22 protein-coding genes and 1 pseudogene are annotated in these 19,084 nt (G+C 74.1%); 9 read left to right on the top strand and 14 right to left on the bottom strand.

Annotated elements, in window-relative coordinates:
- The 6 genes from dmpG to EDJALFJO_RS13670 form a co-directional block, all read right to left on the bottom strand.
- Positions 1–1,091: 4-hydroxy-2-oxovalerate aldolase (dmpG, locus tag EDJALFJO_RS13695; RefSeq protein ID WP_088286107.1), on the bottom strand; the 1,091-nt coding region annotated here is incomplete at its 3' end.
- On the bottom strand, positions 1,088–1,987 hold the full coding sequence (locus tag EDJALFJO_RS13690) for an acetaldehyde dehydrogenase (acetylating) (RefSeq protein ID WP_088286101.1): 900 nt from the start codon (positions 1,985–1,987) through the stop codon (positions 1,088–1,090). The genes dmpG and EDJALFJO_RS13690, both read right to left, overlap by 4 nt.
- A 44-nt stretch (positions 1,988–2,031) precedes the next feature.
- On the bottom strand, positions 2,032–2,838 hold the full coding sequence (locus tag EDJALFJO_RS13685) for an IclR family transcriptional regulator (RefSeq protein ID WP_088286099.1): 807 nt from the start codon (positions 2,836–2,838) through the stop codon (positions 2,032–2,034).
- Positions 2,835–3,890 (bottom strand): histidine phosphatase family protein, encoded by a 1,056-nt coding sequence (locus EDJALFJO_RS13680; RefSeq protein WP_088286097.1) that lies wholly within the window; start codon positions 3,888–3,890, stop codon positions 2,835–2,837. Before EDJALFJO_RS13680 ends, EDJALFJO_RS13685 begins: the two co-directional genes overlap by 4 nt.
- Complete coding sequence (locus EDJALFJO_RS13675; protein WP_088286095.1) at positions 3,887–4,804, bottom strand: catechol 2,3-dioxygenase; 918 nt, start codon at positions 4,802–4,804, stop codon at positions 3,887–3,889. The genes EDJALFJO_RS13680 and EDJALFJO_RS13675 overlap by 4 nt, the downstream gene beginning before the upstream one ends.
- Before the next feature lie 9 nt (positions 4,805–4,813).
- Positions 4,814–5,725 carry a catechol 2,3-dioxygenase gene (locus EDJALFJO_RS13670; protein WP_088286093.1) on the bottom strand — a complete coding sequence of 304 codons (912 nt, stop codon included), beginning with the start codon at positions 5,723–5,725 and terminating at the stop codon, positions 4,814–4,816.
- A gap of 195 nt (positions 5,726–5,920) precedes the next feature.
- Here EDJALFJO_RS13670 and EDJALFJO_RS13665 point away from each other — a divergent pair, with 195 nt between their 5' ends.
- Genes EDJALFJO_RS13665 through EDJALFJO_RS13645 form a run of 5 tightly spaced genes read left to right on the top strand, consistent with a single transcriptional unit; the run spans position 5,921 to position 9,422 of the window.
- Positions 5,921–6,631, top strand: coding sequence for a hypothetical protein (locus EDJALFJO_RS13665; protein ID WP_088286091.1), 711 nt, complete (start codon positions 5,921–5,923; stop codon positions 6,629–6,631).
- 26 nt (positions 6,632–6,657) lie between these two features.
- The gene (locus tag EDJALFJO_RS13660) at positions 6,658–7,470 is read left to right on the top strand and encodes an IclR family transcriptional regulator (RefSeq protein ID WP_233149858.1); all 813 of its coding nucleotides are present in this window, start codon (positions 6,658–6,660) and stop codon (positions 7,468–7,470) included.
- Position 7,471: 1 nt separating this feature from the next.
- Positions 7,472–8,278 carry a 2-keto-4-pentenoate hydratase gene (locus EDJALFJO_RS13655; RefSeq protein ID WP_088286089.1) on the top strand — a complete coding sequence of 269 codons (807 nt, stop codon included), beginning with the start codon at positions 7,472–7,474 and terminating at the stop codon, positions 8,276–8,278.
- Entirely contained in the window at positions 8,275–9,036 is a 762-nt protein-coding gene (locus EDJALFJO_RS13650) for a 2-keto-4-pentenoate hydratase (RefSeq protein ID WP_088286087.1), read from the top strand. Before EDJALFJO_RS13655 ends, EDJALFJO_RS13650 begins: the two co-directional genes overlap by 4 nt.
- Before the next feature lie 8 nt (positions 9,037–9,044).
- A complete protein-coding gene (locus EDJALFJO_RS13645; RefSeq protein WP_088286085.1) occupies positions 9,045–9,422 on the top strand; it encodes a Rieske 2Fe-2S domain-containing protein in 378 nt (125 codons plus the stop codon).
- Positions 9,423–9,431: 9 nt separating this feature from the next.
- Here EDJALFJO_RS13645 and EDJALFJO_RS13640 read toward each other — a convergent pair whose 3' ends face one another.
- The 4 genes from EDJALFJO_RS13640 to EDJALFJO_RS13625 all read right to left on the bottom strand — a co-directional run bounded on the left by EDJALFJO_RS13640 (position 9,432) and on the right by EDJALFJO_RS13625 (position 11,549).
- Complete coding sequence (locus EDJALFJO_RS13640; RefSeq protein WP_088286083.1) at positions 9,432–9,857, bottom strand: DUF6069 family protein; 426 nt, start codon at positions 9,855–9,857, stop codon at positions 9,432–9,434.
- Positions 9,858–9,956: 99 nt separating this feature from the next.
- A complete protein-coding gene (locus EDJALFJO_RS13635) occupies positions 9,957–10,481 on the bottom strand; it encodes a MarR family winged helix-turn-helix transcriptional regulator (RefSeq protein WP_088286081.1) in 525 nt (174 codons plus the stop codon).
- A 66-nt stretch (positions 10,482–10,547) separates the two neighbouring features.
- On the bottom strand, positions 10,548–11,003 hold the full coding sequence (locus tag EDJALFJO_RS13630; RefSeq protein WP_088286079.1) for a hypothetical protein: 456 nt from the start codon (positions 11,001–11,003) through the stop codon (positions 10,548–10,550).
- 81 nt (positions 11,004–11,084) lie between these two features.
- Complete coding sequence (locus EDJALFJO_RS13625) at positions 11,085–11,549, bottom strand: SRPBCC family protein (protein ID WP_088286077.1); 465 nt, start codon at positions 11,547–11,549, stop codon at positions 11,085–11,087.
- Positions 11,550–11,685: 136 nt separating this feature from the next.
- On the opposite strand from EDJALFJO_RS13625, the gene EDJALFJO_RS13620 reads away from it, so the two are divergent.
- On the top strand, positions 11,686–13,761 hold the full coding sequence (locus tag EDJALFJO_RS13620; protein WP_198950278.1) for a prolyl oligopeptidase family serine peptidase: 2,076 nt from the start codon (positions 11,686–11,688) through the stop codon (positions 13,759–13,761).
- 31 nt (positions 13,762–13,792) lie between these two features.
- Here the strand turns inward: EDJALFJO_RS13620 and EDJALFJO_RS13615 are convergent, their stop codons facing one another.
- Positions 13,793–14,500: a hypothetical protein gene (locus EDJALFJO_RS13615; protein ID WP_088286075.1), complete on the bottom strand. Its 708-nt coding sequence runs from the start codon at positions 14,498–14,500 to the stop codon at positions 13,793–13,795.
- 141 nt (positions 14,501–14,641) lie between these two features.
- Here EDJALFJO_RS13615 and EDJALFJO_RS13610 point away from each other — a divergent pair, with 141 nt between their 5' ends.
- A complete protein-coding gene (locus EDJALFJO_RS13610) occupies positions 14,642–15,100 on the top strand; it encodes an SRPBCC family protein (protein ID WP_088286073.1) in 459 nt (152 codons plus the stop codon).
- Complete coding sequence (locus EDJALFJO_RS13605) at positions 15,097–15,684, top strand: TetR/AcrR family transcriptional regulator (RefSeq protein ID WP_198950277.1); 588 nt, start codon at positions 15,097–15,099, stop codon at positions 15,682–15,684. The genes EDJALFJO_RS13610 and EDJALFJO_RS13605 overlap by 4 nt, the downstream gene beginning before the upstream one ends.
- Before the next feature lie 12 nt (positions 15,685–15,696).
- On the opposite strand, the gene EDJALFJO_RS13600 is transcribed toward EDJALFJO_RS13605, so the two are convergent.
- The gene (locus tag EDJALFJO_RS13600; protein WP_158220427.1) at positions 15,697–16,551 is read right to left on the bottom strand and encodes an alpha/beta fold hydrolase; all 855 of its coding nucleotides are present in this window, start codon (positions 16,549–16,551) and stop codon (positions 15,697–15,699) included.
- Complete coding sequence (locus EDJALFJO_RS13595) at positions 16,548–17,075, bottom strand: MarR family winged helix-turn-helix transcriptional regulator (RefSeq protein WP_088286069.1); 528 nt, start codon at positions 17,073–17,075, stop codon at positions 16,548–16,550. Before EDJALFJO_RS13595 ends, EDJALFJO_RS13600 begins: the two co-directional genes overlap by 4 nt.
- A 147-nt stretch (positions 17,076–17,222) precedes the next feature.
- Between EDJALFJO_RS13595 and EDJALFJO_RS13590 the strand changes: the two genes are divergently transcribed.
- The gene (locus EDJALFJO_RS13590; RefSeq protein ID WP_088286067.1) at positions 17,223–18,494 is read left to right on the top strand and encodes an EAL domain-containing protein; all 1,272 of its coding nucleotides are present in this window, start codon (positions 17,223–17,225) and stop codon (positions 18,492–18,494) included.
- On the opposite strand, the pseudogene EDJALFJO_RS34340 reads toward EDJALFJO_RS13590, so the two are convergent.
- Positions 18,472–19,084, bottom strand: a pseudogene (locus EDJALFJO_RS34340) (hypothetical protein); the annotation flags it as partial. The gene EDJALFJO_RS13590 and the pseudogene EDJALFJO_RS34340 overlap by 23 nt on opposite strands.

Genomic DNA, 19,084 nt, shown 5'->3' with positions numbered 1-19,084 from the left:
TACACCCGCGAGCCGTGGGCGCCGGTGGCGGCGAGGTCGCGCTCCTGGGCGAGCTGGAGGGCGATGTCGATGAGCATGTCCTCCTGGCCGCCGACGTAGCCGGCCTCGCCCGCGCGCTGGAGGATCTCGTGCGCGGGCACGTGGTAGCGCTCGGCGGCGTGCTCGGCGTGCAGGAGGAACGAGGAGTAGACGCCGGCCCAGCCCTGGACGATCGCCGTGCGGTCGGCCTTCGGCCAGCGCGGCAGGTACGGCCGCACGACCTCCTCGGCGGCGTCGAGCACCCCGCCGACGTCGACCCCGGTCGTGACCCCGAGGTGGTCGAACGTCGCGGCGAGCACCTCGGTCGGGGAGTTGCCGGCGCCGGCGCCGAGGGCGCACAGCGAGCCGTCGATCTGCCGGGCACCGGTCTGGAACGCGAGCACCGAGTTCGCGACGCCGAGCGAGAGGTTCTGGTGGCCGTGGAACCCGACCTGCGCCTGGTGACCGATCTCGTCGAAGACCGCCTTGACCCGCTCCTGGGCGTCACCGAGGACGAGCGCGCCCGCCGAGTCGACGACGTACACGCAGTCCGCCCCGGCGTCCGCCATGATCCGGGCCTGCCGGGCGAGGTTCGCCGGGTCGGTGCGGTGGCTCATCATGAGGAACCCGACGGTCTCCATGCCGAGCGACTTGGCGAGCCCGAAGTGCTGGACGGACACGTCGGCCTCGGTGCAGTGCGTCGCGACGCGGGCGATGCCGGCGCCGACCGCGCGGGCCTGCCGCAGGTCGTCCATCGTGCCGATGCCGGGCACGAGCAGGACGGCGATCGTCGCCTGCGTGGCCTCCTCGACGGCCGCCCGGATGAGGTCGATCTCGTTCGTGTGGCTGAAGCCGTAGTTGAACGAGGAGCCGCCGAGGCCGTCGCCGTGGGTCACCTCGATGACCTCGACGCCGGCGCCGTCGAGCGCGTGCACCGTGGCCCGGACCTGCGCCTCGGTGAACTGGTGCGACATCGCGTGGCTGCCGTCGCGCAGCGTCGTGTCGGTGATCCGCACCGGCCTCGTGGTGCCGCCGGTGCTCGCGCCGTCCGGCTGGGAACCGTTGCTGCTCAAGCGGTCACGCTCGCCTTCTCGCGGGCCACGAGCTCGCCGACGCGAGCGGCGGCCGCCGTCATGATGTCGAGGTTGCCGGCGTACTCCGGCAGGTAGTCGCCGGCGCCCCGCACCTCGAGGAACACCGCGACCCGGCCGTTGCCGCCCCACTGCTCGCGCGGCTCGTCGTACTGCGGCGCGTTGCGCAGCGTGTAGCCCGGCACGTACTCCTGCACCTCGGCGACGCGGCGCTCGATCGAGGCGGTGACGGCGTCGCGGTCGGCGTCGGCGGGGATCGAGCAGAACACGGTGTCCCGCATGATCATCGGCGGCTCGACGGGGTTGAGGACGATGATCGCCTTGCCCCGGGTCGCCCCGCCGAGCTCGCGGACGGCGCGGCTCGTCGTGTGGGTGAACTCGTCGATGTTCGCGCGGGTGCCCGGGCCGGCCGACTTCGACGCCACCGACGCGACGATCTCGGCGTAGTCGACCCGGACGACGCTGCTCACCGCGTGCACGATCGGCACCGTCGCCTGTGCGCCGCAGCTGATCATGTTGATGTTCGGCGCCGCGACGTGGTCGCGGAAGTTCACCGGCGGCGAGACGAGCGGGCCGACCGCCGCCGGGGTGAGGTCGATCGCGACGATGCCCGCCTCGGCGAACCGGGGTGCCACGGCGCGGTGCGCCTTCGCGGACGTCGCGTCGAAGACGATCGACGGCAGCACCGGCCGGTCCAGCAGCCAGTCCACCCCGCCGGCCGACGCCTCGACGCCGAGCGCGCGGGCCCGCTCGAGCCCTTCGGACTCCATGATTCCGACGACGTAGCCGACCTCGATGTCGTCGCTGCGGCGCAGCTTCGCGAGCAGGTCGGTCCCGATGTTGCCGGGGCCGACGATCGCGGCGAGAGCCTTGGTCAACGCAGTCCTCCTGCAGTTCTGGGCGATGCTGCGGTGGGCACGGGTCAGTCCTCCATGAGGCCGGTGAGCGCGGTGCCGACCCGGCGCGCGGCCCGGCAGACGCTCGCCGCGACGAATTCGCGGCGCTGGCCGACGACGTTGGCGCTCGGCCCGACGACGGAGATCGCGCCGACGACACGGGGTGCCGCCCCCGGGACGCCGACGAGCACCGGGGCGGCGATCGAGGAGTACCCGAGCTCGTACTCCTCGCGGCTCGCGACCCAGCCGGCCTGCCGGCCCTGCCGCAGCACCTGGGTGAGCCGTGCGCCGTCCGTGACCGTGAACGGTGTGTGCTTGCGCCGCTCGACGCCCGCGGTCGCCCGGGCGACCGTCGGGTCGAACGCGGCCATCACCCGGCCGGCGCTCGAGGAGTAGCCGGGCACCCGGCGCATCACCTCGCCCGACAGGCGCGCCGTCGACGGGGCGCCGCCGACCCGGTCGACGTAGAGCACGTGCCCGCCGACCGGGATCCCGAGCTGGACGATCTCGCGCAGCGACTCGTGCAGGTCGAGCAGCACCGGCCGGGCCACGCTGCGCAGCGGCAGCCGGTCGACGGCGAGCTGGCCGTAGTGGAACAGCCGCATCGACAGCCGGTACCGGCCGGCCGGGGTGCGTTCGAGCATGCCGCCGACGGCGAGCGCGCTGAGCATCCGGCTCGCGGTGCTCTTCGCGATCCCCATCCGGCGGCCGACCTGGGTCGGGCCGAGCTCGACGGCGTCCGCGAAGCAGTCGAGGACGGCGACCGCGATCGACACCGACCGGAGCTCGCCCTCCGCGTGCGGCTGGTGCGGCGCGAGCTCGGTGACGGTCATGCGCCGTCCCAGACCGGCATGTCGTCCGGGTCGGGGATGTTCACCTCGGTGACCCGGTTGCGGTAGCCGACGAGGGCGGTCCTGCCGCCCTTGCGGATCCGGACGATGACCTCCTCGACGTTGTGCGGCTCGCCCGGGTCGTACCCGTGCGCCCACGTCGCGAAGGCGCGGATCGGCCCGGAGTGCGTGGCCGCGATGATCCGGGACCCCGGGGACTCCTCCATGATCCGCAGGAAGCCCTTCCAGAACCGGCGGACGCACGCCTGCGGGGACTCGAAGTACATGAGCGGGATCGTCAGCCAGGTCTGGATCGGGTCCTGGCCGCCGAGCTGGGTGCGGTAGAACCGGTCGATCTCGACGAGCCAGCGGGGGCGGTCACCGACGGACATCCGCTCGAGCTTCTCCATGAGCGCCTGGTACTGGCGGAACGCCGCGGTGATGTCGCGCGGGCCGTCCGGCGTCCACACCTGGAAGTTGCGCAGCTCCGGGATCGCCGTCGGGCCCTCGATCTTCGCGTCGCGGCCGAACTGGTCGAGGCCGTCGAGCAGCCCGCGGTGGATCTGCTCCGCGGTCTGCCGGGCCCGGTTCGTGTCGGCGCAGATGATCCGCATGTTCGGCCAGGCGCGCAGGGTCTTCGACAGTGCGTGGCCGCGCTGGTGGGCCTGCCAGCCGCCCATCGGCGTGAGGCCGGCGTCGGTGGAGTAGCCCTGCGTGATGCCGTGCCGGATGATCCGGATCTCGGCGACGTAGTCGTCGGTCTCGCGCTGCGCCGGCTCCGGGATGATCTCGTGGCTGCGGGTCGCCTCGGCGTACTGCTGGGCGAACCGCTCGCCGTCGACCTCGAGGAGCGCAGGCCTGGCCGGGCCGGAGCCGTCCTGGCGCTCGCGGAAGCGGCGCAGGTAGAGCGGGGTGTCGGCGTCCTGGGCCTGGTCGGCGTCCGGCCGGCCCGGGTTGGCCCGGTGGGTGCGGGCGGTGTACCGCGACAGGTAGAGGGGAGCGTCAGTGCGGTCGGTCCGCCTGAAGGTCGCGTTGCCCTCGTCGGTGGCCGTCACGAGTGCACCGTGAAGAAGCGCTCGTTGACCTCGCGGGCGTAGTAGAACATCGCCCGCCCCATCTCCTCCTCGGTCCAGGTGATCGGCTCGAAGTCGGGGTCGACCCAGTAGCCGCCGGTGAAGAGCTCGTTGCGGTTGCCGACCGGGTCGAAGAAGTAGACGGTGTAGCCGCGCGTCACGCCGTGCCTCGTCGGGGCGACGTCGATCGTCACACCGTTGTACGCCAACGCGTCCGCGGCCTCCCGGACGGCGTTCCAGTCGTCGAGCCAGAACGCGAAGTGGTGCAGCGCGCCGTTCGGGCCGGTGACGATCGCGAGGTCGTGCGGGGTGTGCGAGCGCTCGAGCCAGGTCGCGATCTGGTGGCCGTCGTTGGCGACGATCTGCTCGGTGAGCCGGAACTCGAGGACGTCGCGGAAGAACGCGGTGGCCGCGTCGACGTCCTCGGCCATGATGAAGATGTGGTCCAGCCGCGGCGGCGCGATGCCGACGAGGTTGCCCGGTCGGGGCGGCGGGTTGAACAAGGGCAGCATGTTGCCGACCTTCTCCATGCCGAAGACCAGCTCGACGGTGTGGCCGGACGGCGCCTCGAACCGGATCGCGTCGCCCCAGCCCGGGCCGAGCTCGCCGCGGGCGTAGCGCTTGACGGCGATGCCGGCGCCCTCGACCCGCTGCGTGTAGTAGTCGAGGTCGTCGAGCTCGGCGACCTTGAACGACATGTGGTCCAGGCCGTAGGTGGGTGCCTGGCGCAGCACGACCGAGTGGTGCTCGTGCTCGTCCCAGCACTTGAGGAAGACCCGGCCCTCGTCGTGCGCGGTCTCCACGAGGCCGACGACCTCGGTGTAGTAGGCCGTGCACAGCTCGAGGTCCGGGACCCGGATCTGCACGTGCTGCAGGCGAAGGATGCGATCGGACACGAGCACTCCTCAGGTGTGGAAGCGCAGGAAGCGCTGGGCGACGACGTTCTCGTAGTAGAAGAGGCCGCGGCCGAACTGGTCCTCGGACCACGTGATGGCCGGGAAGTCGGGGTCGGGGCTGTAGCCACCGGTGAAGACCTCGTTGCGGATCCCCAGCGGGTCGAAGAAGTAGATGGTGTTGCCGCGCGTGACCCCGTGCCGGGTCGGGCCCTGGTCGATCTGGACACCGTTGTAGGCGAGGATGTCGGCCGCCTTGCGGACGTGGTCCCAGTCGTCGAGCCAGAACGCGAAGTGGTGCAGTGCGCCGTTGGGACCGTTGACGATCGCGACGTCGTGCGGGGAGTGCGACCGCTCCATCCACACCCCGAGCTGGTGGCCGTTGGCGTCGAGCACCTGCTCGGTCATCCGGAAGCCGAGGACCTCCTTGAAGAACCGGTAGGCCTCGCCGACCTCCTCCGCGTTGATGAGGAGGTGGTCCATCCGGGGCGGGGCGATCCCGGCGAGGTCCGGCGGCGGCACCGGCGACGGGTTGAGCTTGCCGAGCATGTTGCCGGTCTTCTCCAGGTCCCAGACGAGCTCCATCGTCTGGCCGGACGGCACCTCGAACCGGATCGACTCGCCCTGGCCCAGGTAGTCGCCCTTGGAGAGGCGCTGCACGTGGCAGCCGGCCTTCTCCAGGCGCTTCTCGAGGTCGTGGAGGTCGTCCTCGCGCTCGACCCGGAACGAGAACAGGTCCATCCCGATCCGGTTGTCGTACCGCAGCCGCAGCGAGTGGTGGTCCTCCTCGTCCCAGCCCTTGAGGTAGACCGAGTCCTCGTCCCGGCCGGCGAGCTGGAGGCCCAGGACCTGCGTGTAGTACGCGGTCGAGAGCTCGAGGTCCGGGGTCCGGACGTCGACGTGTGCCAGGCGCAGGACTCCCACGGGATGACCTCCTCGTCGCGGGCGACCGGATGGACGTGCGTCGGTCGCTCGCTGCCGACGTTAGGTCGCGGTAGCGTTCCGTGGGAAGGACCGCCGTTCCACATAGAAGAACAAGGGGTCCCGCGGCCGGGCGCCGCGGGGTAGCGTGCGCGGGCGGGCACCGCGACGGCGCGGTGCGGCAGGACGGGAGGGGTCATGGCCGGACCCGAGGACATGCGGCGGGCCGTCGCCGGCTACGTCCAGGAGATCCACCGCTCCTACGTCGACCAGGCGCTGACCTTCCCGCCCGCCGTCCGCGGCCGGATGCCACTGCTGGACGGCGGCCGGCTCACCGTCGCGGCCGTCGCGGCCCGCAACCTGCACCTGCTCGCGACCCGGGAGTCGCTCGGCCCGCTCCAGGGCCAGGAGGTGAGCATCGAGGCCGCGTACGAGGGCCTCGCCTGGGAGCTGCGCTTCTTCGACTCCGTCGTCACGCCGTCCCTCGCCCTCCTCGACGAGTCCGCGGGCCCGGCCTTCGAGGAGGTCAAGCACGCCCTCGGGGTGACGACCGTGGTCTACCACGTGGTCGCCACCGTGGGGGCGGGCCTGTCCGCGCACCAGGCCGGGCACGTCGGGACCGGCCTGGCGAACGGGCACTCCTCGGTCGCGCGCGACTTCGAGACGATCCGCTCGCGCGCCCGCGGCCGGGAGGGGCTCGTCGACGAGCTGGCCGGTGCCGCGAGCGCCGGGCTGCCGCGGGCCCAGGCGCTGCTCGCGAAGGCGATCGCCCCGTACGCCGCCGAGGTCGTCGCGCTCGCGGACGCCGCCGACCCCGATCCCGACGCCCTGCGCAAGGCGCTCCTCGGCCACTTCGGCGGCCGCACCCAGTGGTCTCCACCCGTCCCGGACCCTGCGGCGACGCCGTGACGGAGCAGTCTGAGGGGTTGAGCTCCGTGCGGAACGCGGCACGGCTGCTCAAGGTCTTCCTCAGCCGGGAGGAGTCGCTCGGCGTCTCCGAGCTCGCCCGCCGGCTCGACCTCGCGAAGTCGACCGTCCACCGGCTGCTCACGACGCTCGCCGCCGAGGGCCTCATCGAGCAGGACCACGCGACGGGCGGGTACCGGCTCGGGATCGTCGTCTTCGAGCTCGGCGAGGCGGTGCGGGTGCACCTCGACCTGCACGCCGCCGCCGGGCCGGTGCTCGCCTCGCTGCGGGAGCAGACCGGCGAGTCCTCCCAGGTCGGCATCCTCGACGGCACCGAGGTCGTCTACGTCGACCGGCTCGAGAGCTCCCAGTCGCTGCGGCTGTTCACCGAGACCGGCCGCCGGGTGCCCGTGCACTGCACGAGCTCGGGGAAGGTGCTCCTCGCGCACCTCGCGGACGGCGACCGGGAGGCACTGCTCGGGCGGCTCCCGCTCACCGCGCTCACCCCGCACACGCTGGCCGACCCCGAGGCCCTGCGTGCGGAGTGCGTCAAGGTCCGCCGGCGCGGCTGGGCCGAGGCCGTCAACGAGCGCGAGATCGGCGTCGCCTCGGTCGCGGCACCCGTCCGGGACGTCGAGGGCACCGTGGTCGCGTCGGTCTCGATCGGGGCCCCGGTGATCCGGCTCGGCGCCGCCCGCCGCCGCGAGCTCGGGGCCCTCGTCGCCGAGGCGGGCGAGGCGATCTCGCGACGGCTCGGCTGGTCGCCCGAGGCCGTCGCGGTCCGACCGCCCCTGCTGATGTCCGCCACCATGACCCCCACCGGTTCGACCAGGGAGAGCTGACATGCCCCTCACCGATGCGCCGGCCAAGGCGCGCCTGCTCTACGAGGCGCGCCGCGACCGGACGGCGATCCCGCCGTTCACCGACGCGGACCCGACGCTCGGGATGGCCGACGGGTACGCCGTCCAGTCCGAGCTGACGAAGCTGCTCGTCGCGGACGGGGAGGAGATCGTCGGCTACAAGGTGGGCCTGACCTCCAAGCCGATGCAGAAGATGATCGGCGTCGACAGCCCGGACTTCGGGCCGGTCTTCGCCTCGACCGTCTACCGCGACGGGGACTCGATCCCGCTCTCCCGGTTCATCCAGCCGAAGATCGAGGCGGAGATCGTCTTCGTCCTCGGCGAGCGGCTCGAGGGCCCGGGCGTCTCGGTGACCCAGGCCGCGCGCGCCGTCGCCGGGGTCGCGGCGTCCGTCGAGATCGTCGACTCCCGGTTCGCCGACTGGCGGATCAAGCTCGCGGACACCGTCGCCGACCTCGCCTCGAACGGTGCGGTCGCGACGTCCAGCCGGCTCGTGCCGCTCGCGGACGTCGACCCGCGCCTCATCGGGATGACCCTGACCCGCAACGGCCACCTCGTCGACACCGGGGCCGGGGCGGCTGCGCTCGGCGATCCGGTCGCCGTCGTCGCCTGGCTGGCGAACACCCTGGGTGCCAACGGGATCGCCATGGAGCCGGGGCACCTCGTCATGACCGGTGCACTGCACGCCGCGGTCCCGATGGCCGCAGGTGACGTCTGGCGCGCGGACTTCGACCGGCTCGGCCCGGTCACGCTGCGCGTCGTCGAGGGCGCGACGGAGGAGTCGAAGTGAGTGACCTGCAGGGCTACGCGGACGTGCTGACGGCGGCGCGCCGGGAGCTGAAGGCGGTCCCGCCGCTCACCGACTCCTTCCCGGAGCTGGACCAGGCGACGGCGTACCGGGTGCAGCGGCTGCAGCGGGCCGGCGTCGGTGCGCTCGCGGGCTGGAAGCTCGGCGTGACGTCGCGGGCCAAGCAGAAGCAGGTCGGCATCGACGCGCCGGTCTACGGCTACCTCGCCGCGGCCGACGCCCTCGACCTCGGCGAGCCGCTCGTCGTCGCGCAGCAGATCCAGCCGCGCGCCGAGCCGGAGATCGTCCTCGTCATGGGCCGTGACCTCGAGGGCGCGCACGTCACTGCGGCCGACGTCCTCGCCGCGACGTCCGCGGTCGCGGTCGGCATCGAGGTGCTCGACAGCCGTTACGAGAACTACCGGTTCACGATCCCGGACGTCGTCGCCGACAACACCTCTGCCGGTCGCTACGTCGTCGGGACAGCGGTGCCGGTGGCGGGGATCGACCTCAAGCTCGTCGGGGTCGTGCTCGAGCACAACGGCGAGGTGTTCGGGACGGCGTCCGGCGCGGCCTCGCTCGGGCATCCGGCCGCGGCCGTGGCGTGGATGGTCCGCGCACTCGCCGAGCACGGCGAGGGCCTGCGGGCCGGCGAGATCGTGCTGTCGGGCGGACTCACGGCCGCGGTGCCGCTGGCGGCCGGGGACGTCGTCGTCGCGAGCATCGACCGCATCGGCTCGGTCGAGCTGGCCTGTGTCTGAGCCGGCCGATGCCTGAGCCGGCCGCCCCCGGGGCGGCCCTGGTCCCGCTCCCGGACCTGGACGCCGACGGCCGCGCGGCGTTCACCCACGACGGCCGGGAGTACGCGGTCTTCACCCTGGACGGGCAGGTCGTCGTCACCGACGGCGCCTGCCCGCACAAGGGCGGCCCGCTCGCCGAGGGGCTGGTCAAGGACGGTGCGGTCCGCTGCCCCTGGCACTGGTACACCTTCGACCTCGTGACCGGCGCCTGCCGCAACGCGCAGGCCCCGGCGCTGCGCCGGCACGAGGTGCTCGACGTCGACGGCCGGCCGCACGCCCGCGTCGTGCCGCCGGCCACCGTCTCCCTCGCGGAACGGCTGCGGGCGCACGCCCGAGGCGAGGACTGACCCCGGCCGTCAGCCGCCGACGGTGCGGCGGGCCACCGGGACGACTCGCACCAGCGCGGCAACGAGCACGACGACGTGCATCGCCGTGAGGACCAGCGCGGTGGACGTCGTCGTCGCGGCGCCGAACGCGAACGCGGTGTAGGCGACGAAGACGATGACGGCGATCGCCGTCCAGATCGTCACGCCCCGGGGCGAGCGGGCGAGCGCCTTGAGCAGCAGGGCCCCGAGCAGCAGGGCGACGAAGGACAGGACGAGCGGCTGGGCGAAGAGCATCGCCTGGGTGGAGCCGCCCATGGCGACCTCGAACGGGACGCCGGCGGCCTTCGCCACGAAGAACAGGACGACGTTGACGACGCCGGCCGCGAGGCCGGTCAGCGCGCCGGTCTTCACGAGCCCGGGTGCGGTGCTGCGCGCTGCGGTCGTGCTCGTGCTCACGGGGGCCTCCTCGTCCGGCCGGCCGCGGGCACGCGCCGGTCCGAGGAGGAGATTATTACTTGTACCTTTGATTATCAAGTCTACAAATAACTGGAGACCTCAGGCCCCGGGCGTGCCGGCGTCCGGGGCGCTGAACAGGGCCGCGTCGGTGTCGATCGCTTCGAGCACGACCGCGCACATCGATCCGAGGTCGGCGAGCCGCTCCGGGCCGAGCGCGTCGACGACGAGCCGGCGGACCTGACGGACGTGCTCGGGGGCGGCTGCCCGGACCAGCTCGCGCCCCGCCTGGGTGACGATCGCGTCGATGCTGCGACGGTCGTCGGGCCTGGCCCGCCGCTCGATGAGGCCGCGTTGCTCGAGCCGGCCCGCCACGTGGGACAGGCGGGCCGTCGAGGCCCGGGTCGACGCCGCGAGGTCGGTCATCCGGGCCCTGCCCTCGGGTGCGTCGAACAGCTGCGAGAGCACGTAGTACTCGAACTGGGTCAGTCCGGCGACCTGCTGGAGCCGCCGTTCCAGGGCCGTCGGCAGTCGGACGAGGACGCGGACGAGCGCGAGCCAGCTGTGCAGCTCCGCGTCGTCGAGCCAGGGGACGTCCTGCCCCTCGGGCACCTGCTCCGCCGCCATCAACGCCTCCTCGCCACGGTCCGGGCGCACAGTACCCGGCGCCCCCGCGGCAGGGCACCGGGCCGCTCAGGCGGTGCCGTCGTGCCCGGACCACCACGCGGCGAGCGCGATCTCGGCCAGGCCGAAGAGGACGACGACCGGCTGCAGCCAGAAGAAGCGACCGAGGACGACGAGCTGGACGGCGATCCACAGCACGAGCCCGATGCCGGCGAGGATGCCTGCCGCGGCCGCCCAGCGGTGGGCCGTGACGGCCAACCCGGCGGCGACCGCCTGCGGCAGCGCGACCCCCGCGAGCAGGGCGACGCCGGGCAGCGTCCACGACGTGAACGGCGTCCCGTCGAGCCACTGCGCCGTCATCCCGATCCGGTCGGTGATGAGCCCGACGCCGCCGTAGACGGCGGCCGCGGCGACGAGGGCGAGCACGAGCGACAGGGCGCGTGAGGCGCGGTCGGCGCGGGTGACCTCCCATGAGCGCGGGTCGAGCGGGTGAGCGGTCGGGGAGACGGGGACGGGTGCGTTCATGGCGGCCTCCCGGGAGCGGCGGGACGTTCCTACGATGCTCCGCGGGGGCCGCCCGGGGACGGGCCGTCCGTCCCGTGCCGGTCAGGCCGCCGCGGACGCCGTCTCGACCCGCTCCTTGAGCATCCGCAGGCCCTTCGCGAGGTCCGGGCGGATGACGAGCCGCACGATGACGGGGAAGACGAACCCGACGAGACCGGCCGGCCGGGGCATCTCCATGACCCGTTCGACGCGGCTGCCGCGGCCGTGCGGGGTCACGGTGAAGTCGTTGTGGCAGACGACCGGGCCGTCGGTGCTGCGCAGCCGGAGCCGGGTCGGTGCCTCCGCCTGCGTCACCTCGACCTCGTTGCGGTGCTCGGCGTCCCCGGGGATCCAGCCGTAGGACGTGAAGCGGACGCCCTCGGCGGCCGGTGCGCCCGGTGCGGCGCCCTCGACGCGCAGGGGACGCGGCGACCACTCGCCGTGCCGGGCGACGTCCGCGAGGTAGGCGAACACCTCGGCGGGCGTGCGGTCGACCTCGACGCTCGCGACGACCTGGACTCGGGACATGCGGACCTCCGTGGTGTGGTCCCGGCGCGGCCGGGAGGGCTGTGGCGCCCTTCCGACGAACGGGCCGGTCCCGGATCGACAGCCGCGGTGCGCGTCGTAGGGTGACGATCGCCCGCCCCCTCCCGAAGGAGACCCCGTGCCCGTGCTGCCCTACGGAACCTGGCCCTCCCCGGTCGACGCGCAGATGCTCGTGTCGGGCGGTGTCGAGCCGCGGGAGACCTGGGCGGTCGCCGGCGTCACCTGGTGGTCGGAGTCCCGGCCGGCCGAGGGTGGCCGGATCGCCCTGCTGCGGCGCGACGCCGACAGCACCGTCACCGAGGTGCTCCCGGCGGGGGTCAACGCCCGGACCCGGGTGCACGAGTACGGCGGCGGCGCGTGGTGGGTCGACGCCGGGGCCCGTGCCGGCACCGTCTTCTTCACCTCCTGGGCCGACCAGCGGCTCTACCGTGTCGACCCGCCCGGCGCGGACGGCGTCCACCCGGCACCTGTCCCCGTGACGCCCGAACCCCTGACGCAGCAGGGGTTCCGCTGGACCGACGGCCGGCTCACCCCGGACGGCGCGCTCGTCGTCTGCGTGCGGGAGCGGCACGAGGACGCCGCCGGCGCCCCGCTCGCCGAGGCGGTCAACGAGGTCGTCGCGCTGCCGGCCGACGGCTCGGCCGCGGACGACGCCGCACAGGTCGCCGTCCTCGCCGGCGGGCACGACTTCGTCGCGGCGCCGCGGGTCTCGCCGGACGGCGGGCACGTCGCCTGGGTGGCCTGGGACCACCCCTCGATGCCCTGGGACGCAACGGTCCTACGCCTGGGCACCCTCGACCGCAGCGGCCCGCTGCCCGCGCTGACCGACGTCCGCACCCTCGCCGGGGCCGGCCTCGGCGAGCCCGGCGAGCAGTCGCTCATGGAGCCCGACTGGACGCCGGACGGCCGGCTGCTCGTCGTCTCCGACGCCCGGGGCGGCTGGTGGAACCTGCACTCGGTGGACCTCGCGACCGGCGCGCTGACGCCGCTGCACGCCGACGACCACGAGGTCGGCGGGCCGGCCTGGGTGTTCGGCAACGCGCACCACGCCTCGACCCCGGACGGCAGCGTGTGGCTGGCGTACGGCGAGGACGGCGGCGTCACGCTGCGCCGCGTCGGCCCGGACGGCTCCGGCCAGGACCACCACGTGAGCCCCTGGGTCGGGCTGGGGTCGCTGCGGGCGGACGGCGACCGGCTCGTCGCCGTCGCGGGGTTCGCCGACCGGGGGACCGAGGTGGTCGAGATCGGCCTGTCCCGCAGCGGCACCGGGGAGGTGTCCCCGGTGGAGCGGGGCGCCCTCGTGACGGCGCAGGGCGTCCGGCTCCCCGAGGGAGCCGTCAGTCACGCCCGGCACGTGTCGTTCCCGAGCCGGGGCGGCCGTACCGCGCACGCGTGGTTCTACCCGCCGACCGGCGTCGTCGACGGCGAGCCGCTCACCGGCCTCGACGGCGAGCGACCGCCCGTCGTCGTCCACGTCCACGGCGGCCCGACCGGGGCCGCCCGGCCGGTCTTCGACCTCGAGACGCAGTACTGGACGAGCCGCGGCTTCGCGGTCGTCGACGTCGACTACGGCGGCAGCACCGGCTACGGCCGGGCGTACCGCGAGCTGCTCAAGGACGCCTGGGGCATCGTCGACGTCGAGGACTGCGCGGCCGCCGTCGAGCACCTCGCCGCCCAGGGCCTCGCCGACGCCGACCGGACGGCGATCAGCGGCGGCAGCGCGGGCGGCTACACCGTGCTGCTCAGCCTCGCGACGACCGACGTGTTCCGGGCGGGCGCGAGCCACTACGGCGTGAGCGACCTCGCCGCGCTGGCGAAGGAGACCCACAAGTTCGAGTCCCGCTACCTCGACGGCCTCGTCGGGCCGTACCCGGAGCGGGCCGACGTCTACGAGGCGCGCTCGCCGCTCACCCACGCGAAGGGGTTCCGGGCCCCGCTCATCGTGCTCCAGGGCCTCGAGGACGAGGTCGTGCCGCCGGCCCAGGCCGAGGCCGTCGTCGCGGCGCTCGCCGCGAACGGGGTCCCGCACGTGTACCTGCCGTTCCCCGGTGAGCAGCACGGCTTCCGGATCGCGGAGAACATCGTCACCGCGGTCGAGAGCGAGCTCGCGTTCTACGGCAGGGTGTTCGGGTTCCGGCCGGCCGGCGACGTCCGGGAGCTCGACATCGTCTTCGCGGACAAGCTCCCGGGCTGACCGCCGGGCTGACCACCGGGCGGGCCGGCCGTCAGGGTGTCGCCGTCGGGAACTCGTCGTCCCGGGCGTCGTCCTCGAGCTCCCAGAGGGTCAGCGGGATCTCGTGGACGACGTTCTGCCCGCCCGCGAAGACGAGCCCGGCGCCGTCGAGGTCGCGGGCGGTGAACGACTCCAGCTCGGTGAGCACGAACAGCGGGTGGTGCTCGAGGATCGACTCCCGGTCCCACGGCTGCCCGAGCTCCGCCGCGCGCTGCTCGACGTGGCGCAGCAGCGCCTCCGGGTCGGTGACGACGAAGTCCCAGCGCGCCTGGTAGGTCAGCTTCGTGCCGGCCGGGACCTCCCACGGGTCGTCGTCCCCGTCGTCCAGGCCGTCGAGGTCCAGGTCGTCGAGGTCGTCGAGGTCCCCGTCGTCGCCCGCCTCCTCGTCGAGGAGCGCGGCGAGCCCCGCGTCCCACGGGTCGGCCTCGTCCTCGGAGCCGAAGCCGTGGAGCACACCGCCGCCCCAGCCGCGCGCGGTGAGGGCGGCCTCGACCGTGCGGGCGCCGGAGCGGACGGCCGCCATCGCGCCGGACACCGTCGCGAGGTCGTCGCTCGCGAGATCCTCCGCGTGCGCGAGCAGGGTCGCGGCGAGCCGGCGGGCGGCCGTCGCGGCGTCGACCGCCGGCGGCAGCCCGAGGGGGAGGTCCGCGTCGTCCTGCCCCGCGGCGCTGTCCGGACCGAGGTCACCGGTGCTGTCCATGTGCAGATCCTCGCGCGCCGGGTCGCCGGATGCGAAAGACCTTGCCTGTACCACGTGGTACATCTACTCTGTGTACCAGTCGGTACAGGCCCTGGCGTCGAGGGACGCCCCGAGGGGACGCCGTCGAGCAGGAGGTCCGCCATGCCGCACCGGGTGCACGTCAAGGGAGCCACGTCCGCGCCGCCGGACGCCGTCCACGCCCTGCTCGTGGACGTGACGACCTGGTCGGTCTGGGGGCCGTGGGTGTCGGCCGCGCTGGAGTCGGCCGACCCGTCGGGCGGCGGCGGTGCGGGTGCGGTCCGCCGGCTCGAGTCACGGGCGTTCGGCCGCACGGTCGTCTCCCGCGAGGAGGTGCTCGAGGTGCTGCCCGGGCGCGGCATCACCTACGGCCTCCTGTCGGGGCTGCCGCTGCGGGACTACCGGGGCGTCGTCACGGTCGAGCCGGACGGCCGCGGTGGCTCGACGATCACGTGGTCGTCGACCTTCGAGCCGCAGGTCCGTGGCACGGGCTGGTTCTACCGCGCCGTGCTGCAGAGGTTCGTCACCGACCTGGTCCCGGCGCTCGGGCGCGCGGCCGCAGGGTCGACGATGTCGGCGTGACGTCGTCCGTGCCCGACCGCCCGCCCGCGCCCGCCGGGAGCCCGCGCGACCGGCTGCTCGCCGCCACCGTCGAGCACGTCGCCCGGCACGGTCTCGCCGACCTCAGTCTGCGCGCGCTCGCCGACGCCATCGGCACGAGCCATCGGATGCTCATCTACCACTTCGGCTCCAAGGAGGGCCTGCTCGCCGAGGTCGTCGCAGCGGTGGAGGCCGGCCAGCGGGAGATCCTCGCCGGGCTCGCGGCGAGCGACGAGCCGGCACCGGTCGCCGTCCGCCGGTTCTGGCGCGGCCTCACCGACCCCGCCGTCCGCGAGCACGAGCGGCTGTTCTTCGAGATCGTCGCGCTCGCGATCCAGGGCCGGCCGGGGACCGAGCGGCTCCGCGAGACGCTCGTCGAACCGTGGGTCGAGGTCGTCGCCGCGGACGGCGTCCGGCGGGGGCTGCCACCGGACGTCGCCCGCGCGCAGGCGCGGCTCGGGATGGCCGTGACCCGCGGGCTGCTCCTCGACCTGCTCGCGACCGACGACCTCGAGGGCGTCGACGCCGCGATGGAGCTGTTCCTCGCCGCGTTCGTGCCGGAGTGACTGCGCCGGTGCTCAGGCCGTCCGGGCGAGGAAGTCCCGCAGGACCGCCGCGAACTCCTGCGGCTTCTCGAGGTTGAGCATGTGCGCCGCACCCTCGACGACGTGCACCCGGCCGCCCGGCGCCGCGTCGGCGACCTGCCGGGCGACCGTGAGGATGTCGCTCACGTCGAGGTCCCCGACGACGGTCTCCGTCGGCACGGCCAGCTCGTCGAGCCGGCCCTGGGCGCCGACACCGCGGAAGGTCCCGCCGGACGTCGCGGCCGCGGCCGCGTGCGTCGCCAGGCACTCGAGCGTCATCGTGCGGCAGAGGTCGACGACGTCCGGCGCGAGGTCGGCGACGGCCCGGTGCGGGCCGGCGACGAAGCCGCGGACGCCCGCGTCGGTCCAGGCCTGCGCGTCCCACGCCTGGACGGCGGCCTCCTGCTCGGCCGCGCAGTGCAGCGCCCACGGGTCGGTGTACGTCATGTGCAGGAACCCCGGGCTGACGAGCAGGGCCGCCTGCACGTCGTCCGGGTAGGTGAGCGCGTAGTCGAGCGCGGTCGCCGCGCCGAGGGAGAGCCCGACGAGGGTCGGCCGGTGCACGCCGAGGTGGGCGAGCAGGGCACGCAGGTCCTCGTGGAACTCCCAGTCGCCCGTCGGTGACGTCGAGGCGCCGCAGCCCCGGGCGTCATATCGGACGACGAGGTGGTCGTCGGCGAGCAGCGTGGTCTCGTGCTCCCAGAGGCGCCGGTCGCACCAGCCGCCGTGGAGCAGGACGACGGGCCGGCCGGCGCCGCGGACGTCGTACGCCAGCTCGCCGTCGGGGACGGGGGCCCGGCCCTCGCTCACGGTGGTGGTGCCTGTGGTGCTGTCGGTGGTGCTGCTCATCGGACGTCCTCTCCTGGGCGCGGCCCCTCCGCGTCCCATCCGGTGCTCCCGTCGTGCGCCCGCACGCGGTCACGGAACTCCGACAGGACGTGCGCGAGCACGCAGACGCATGCGTCGACGTCCTGCGGGTCGAGCCCTTCGGCGACCTCGCGCAGCGTCGCCGCCTCGCGGGCCAGGATGTCGCGGATCTCCGCGCGGCCCCGGTCGGTGAGCCGGAACAGCGGGGACCGCTTGTGCGCGGGGTTCGGTGCCGGCTCGACGAGGCCGCGTTCCGCCGCGTCGTCCATGAGCCGCTGGACGAACTGCCGGGTGATCCACAGGCTGCGCCCGACCTGCGGCACGGTCTGCGGGCCGGCGTCGGCGAGACGTTCGAGGACGGCGCGGACCGGCACCGTCACCTCACGGCCCTCGAGGGCGTCCGCGACGGCCTTGCCGAGGTACTGGTGGAGCGGCCGGACGTACCGGATCACCTCGTAGAGGCGGGCCTCCAGCGGCTCGTCGACACCCGTATTGTTGACAACCATGGCGTCATAATGACACTTCAGGTGTCAAAGTTCCAGGTGCGTTTCCCCTTGAGTCGGACCACCCGCCGCTCGATAGGGAAGAGGTGGGTGCCGCCGTCGCGCCCCGCCCGGTGTCGTCGCCGGTCGCCGTCCGTTCGAAGGAGCCGCGTGCGCCGCCAGCGCTCGGTCGAGCAGCAGCAGGTCGCCGACCTGCTCCGCACCGCGCGTGAGTCGCTCGGCCTGCCGCTGGCCTTCCTGAGCCGGCTCGACGGCCGGACGCAGCACCTCGAGGTCATGGACTCGCCGCTGCCGATGGTCTACAAGGACGGCAACACGCAGGACCAGGGCACGAGCCTGTGCCAGGCGATCCTCGACAAGAAGCTCCCGGCGGTCATCCCGGACCTGCGGCGCTACCCGGAGGCGATGGACCTGCCCGCGGCGAAGTTCCCGCGGCACATCCGCAGCTACGTCTCGGTACCGGTGACGCTCTCGGACGGCACGCTGTACGGCACCTTCTGCGCCGCCGGGTTCACCGCCGACCGCAACCTCGGCAAGCGGGACCGGAACCTCATGGAGGTGCTCGCCCGCGCCGCCGCGCTCGTCATCGAGCCGAAGGTGCACGAGCAGGCCCGCCGCGACGAGATCGAGGCCCGGCTGCTGCCGGTGATCCGCGAGGGCGGCCCCGTCGTCGTCCTGCAGCCCATCGTCGACCTCAAGAGCGGACGGCGCGTGGGGGCCGAGGCGCTGAGCCGCTTCCCGAAGGAGTGGGGCAAGGCGCCCGACGTCGTCTTCGCCGAGGCGCACTCGGTCGGCCTCGGCCACCTCCTCGAGCTGCTCGCGCTCGAGCGGGCCGCCGAGCACCTCGACCGGGTCGGCGGCTACGTCTCGATGAACGCCTCCCCGAGCACGCTGCTCACCCCCGAGTGCGCCGAGCTGCTCGGCCGCCTCCCCGGGCGCCGGATCCTCCTCGAGCTCTCCGAGCACGACCAGGTCGACGACTACGAGGCGCTGGGCGTCGCCCTCGCGAGCCTGCGCGAGCACGGGATGCAGCTCGCGATCGACGACGTCGGTGCCGGCTTCTCCTCGCTGCGGCACATCGTGCTCACCTCGCCGGACGTCATCAAGCTCGACCGGAGCATCGTCGACGGCGTCGCCCGCGAGTCCGTGCTGACGACCCTCGTCCGCTCGCTCGTCGACTTCGCACACAGCTGCGGGGCCCGGGTCGTCGCCGAGGGCATCGAGACCGAGGCGGACGCCCGGACGCTGCTCGCGCTCGAGGTCGACTCGGGGCAGGGCTGGCACTTCGGCCGGCCCGGACCCGCCGAGGCGCTGGAGCCGGTGGCCGAGGAGGGCCCGGGCCTCCTGCCGGCGGTCCCGGCGCTGCCGGAGCCGCGGGCCGCCGCGGACGACGCAGCGGTCAGCCGGTCGCCGGACCGCTGACCTGCGGCGTCCCGAACGTCGCGCCGAAGCCGTCGCCACGCGGGCCGAGCCCGCTGACCCACACGACCCAGTACCGGTGCGCGCCGCCGGACCGGCCGTCGAGCACGGTCCGGCCCGAGGCGGCGACCTCCTCGCCGACGGGCGTCAGCCCGGCGTCCGACGTCGGGGCCTCGTCGGCCGCGCGCAGGCTCACCGTGCTGCCTGCCGTTCTCGCCTCGAACGTCACCGACGTCACGGCCCGCGGGCTGCCGAGGTCGAGCACGAGCCCGACACCGGGCTTGAGCCCGCCGAACTGCGCCGTCCGGTAGGTCTGGGTGCGCCAGTCCTCGCCGCGCTGCGCGAATCCGGAGCCGCCGGCCGGGTCGAGGCTCGAGACCGTGACGGCGATCGGCGCCGCGGCGGACGGCGCGGCGCTGCTCGGGGTCGCGGAGGGGGCGCCGTCGCGGCCGGAGAGCAGCGTCCCGGCCGCCGCGCCGGCGCCGATCGCGAGGGCGGCGAGGGCGGCGGCGAGCAGGAGGCGGCCCCGGCCTGCCGGTGCGCCGCGGTGCGGGATGGGCGGCGCCGCAGGACCGGGCGGCGCGGACGGCGGC

The organism is Kineosporia sp. A_224 (genome assembly GCF_002198655.1).
Taxonomy (GTDB): Bacteria; Actinomycetota; Actinomycetes; order Actinomycetales; family Kineosporiaceae; genus R-H-3.
The sequence above is the reverse complement of the archived record's forward strand: the minus strand, read 5'-3'. Positions and strand labels throughout refer to the sequence as shown.

Coding starts and splice junctions, on each gene's coding strand:
- EDJALFJO_RS13685 (WP_088286099.1), bottom strand. CDS start 2,838: ATGACCGTCACCGAGCTCGCGCCGCACCAGCCGCACGCGGAGGGCGAG.
- EDJALFJO_RS13665 (WP_088286091.1), top strand. CDS start 5,921: ATGGCCGGACCCGAGGACATGCGGCGGGCCGTCGCCGGCTACGTCCAG.
- EDJALFJO_RS13655 (WP_088286089.1), top strand. CDS start 7,472: ATGCCCCTCACCGATGCGCCGGCCAAGGCGCGCCTGCTCTACGAGGCG.
- EDJALFJO_RS13645 (WP_088286085.1), top strand. CDS start 9,045: ATGCCTGAGCCGGCCGCCCCCGGGGCGGCCCTGGTCCCGCTCCCGGAC.
- EDJALFJO_RS13635 (WP_088286081.1), bottom strand. CDS start 10,481: ATGGCGGCGGAGCAGGTGCCCGAGGGGCAGGACGTCCCCTGGCTCGAC.
- EDJALFJO_RS13630 (WP_088286079.1), bottom strand. CDS start 11,003: ATGAACGCACCCGTCCCCGTCTCCCCGACCGCTCACCCGCTCGACCCG.
- EDJALFJO_RS13625 (WP_088286077.1), bottom strand. CDS start 11,549: ATGTCCCGAGTCCAGGTCGTCGCGAGCGTCGAGGTCGACCGCACGCCC.
- EDJALFJO_RS13615 (WP_088286075.1), bottom strand. CDS start 14,500: ATGGACAGCACCGGTGACCTCGGTCCGGACAGCGCCGCGGGGCAGGAC.
- EDJALFJO_RS13610 (WP_088286073.1), top strand. CDS start 14,642: ATGCCGCACCGGGTGCACGTCAAGGGAGCCACGTCCGCGCCGCCGGAC.
- EDJALFJO_RS13600 (WP_158220427.1), bottom strand. CDS start 16,551: ATGAGCAGCACCACCGACAGCACCACAGGCACCACCACCGTGAGCGAG.
- EDJALFJO_RS13595 (WP_088286069.1), bottom strand. CDS start 17,075: ATGGTTGTCAACAATACGGGTGTCGACGAGCCGCTGGAGGCCCGCCTC.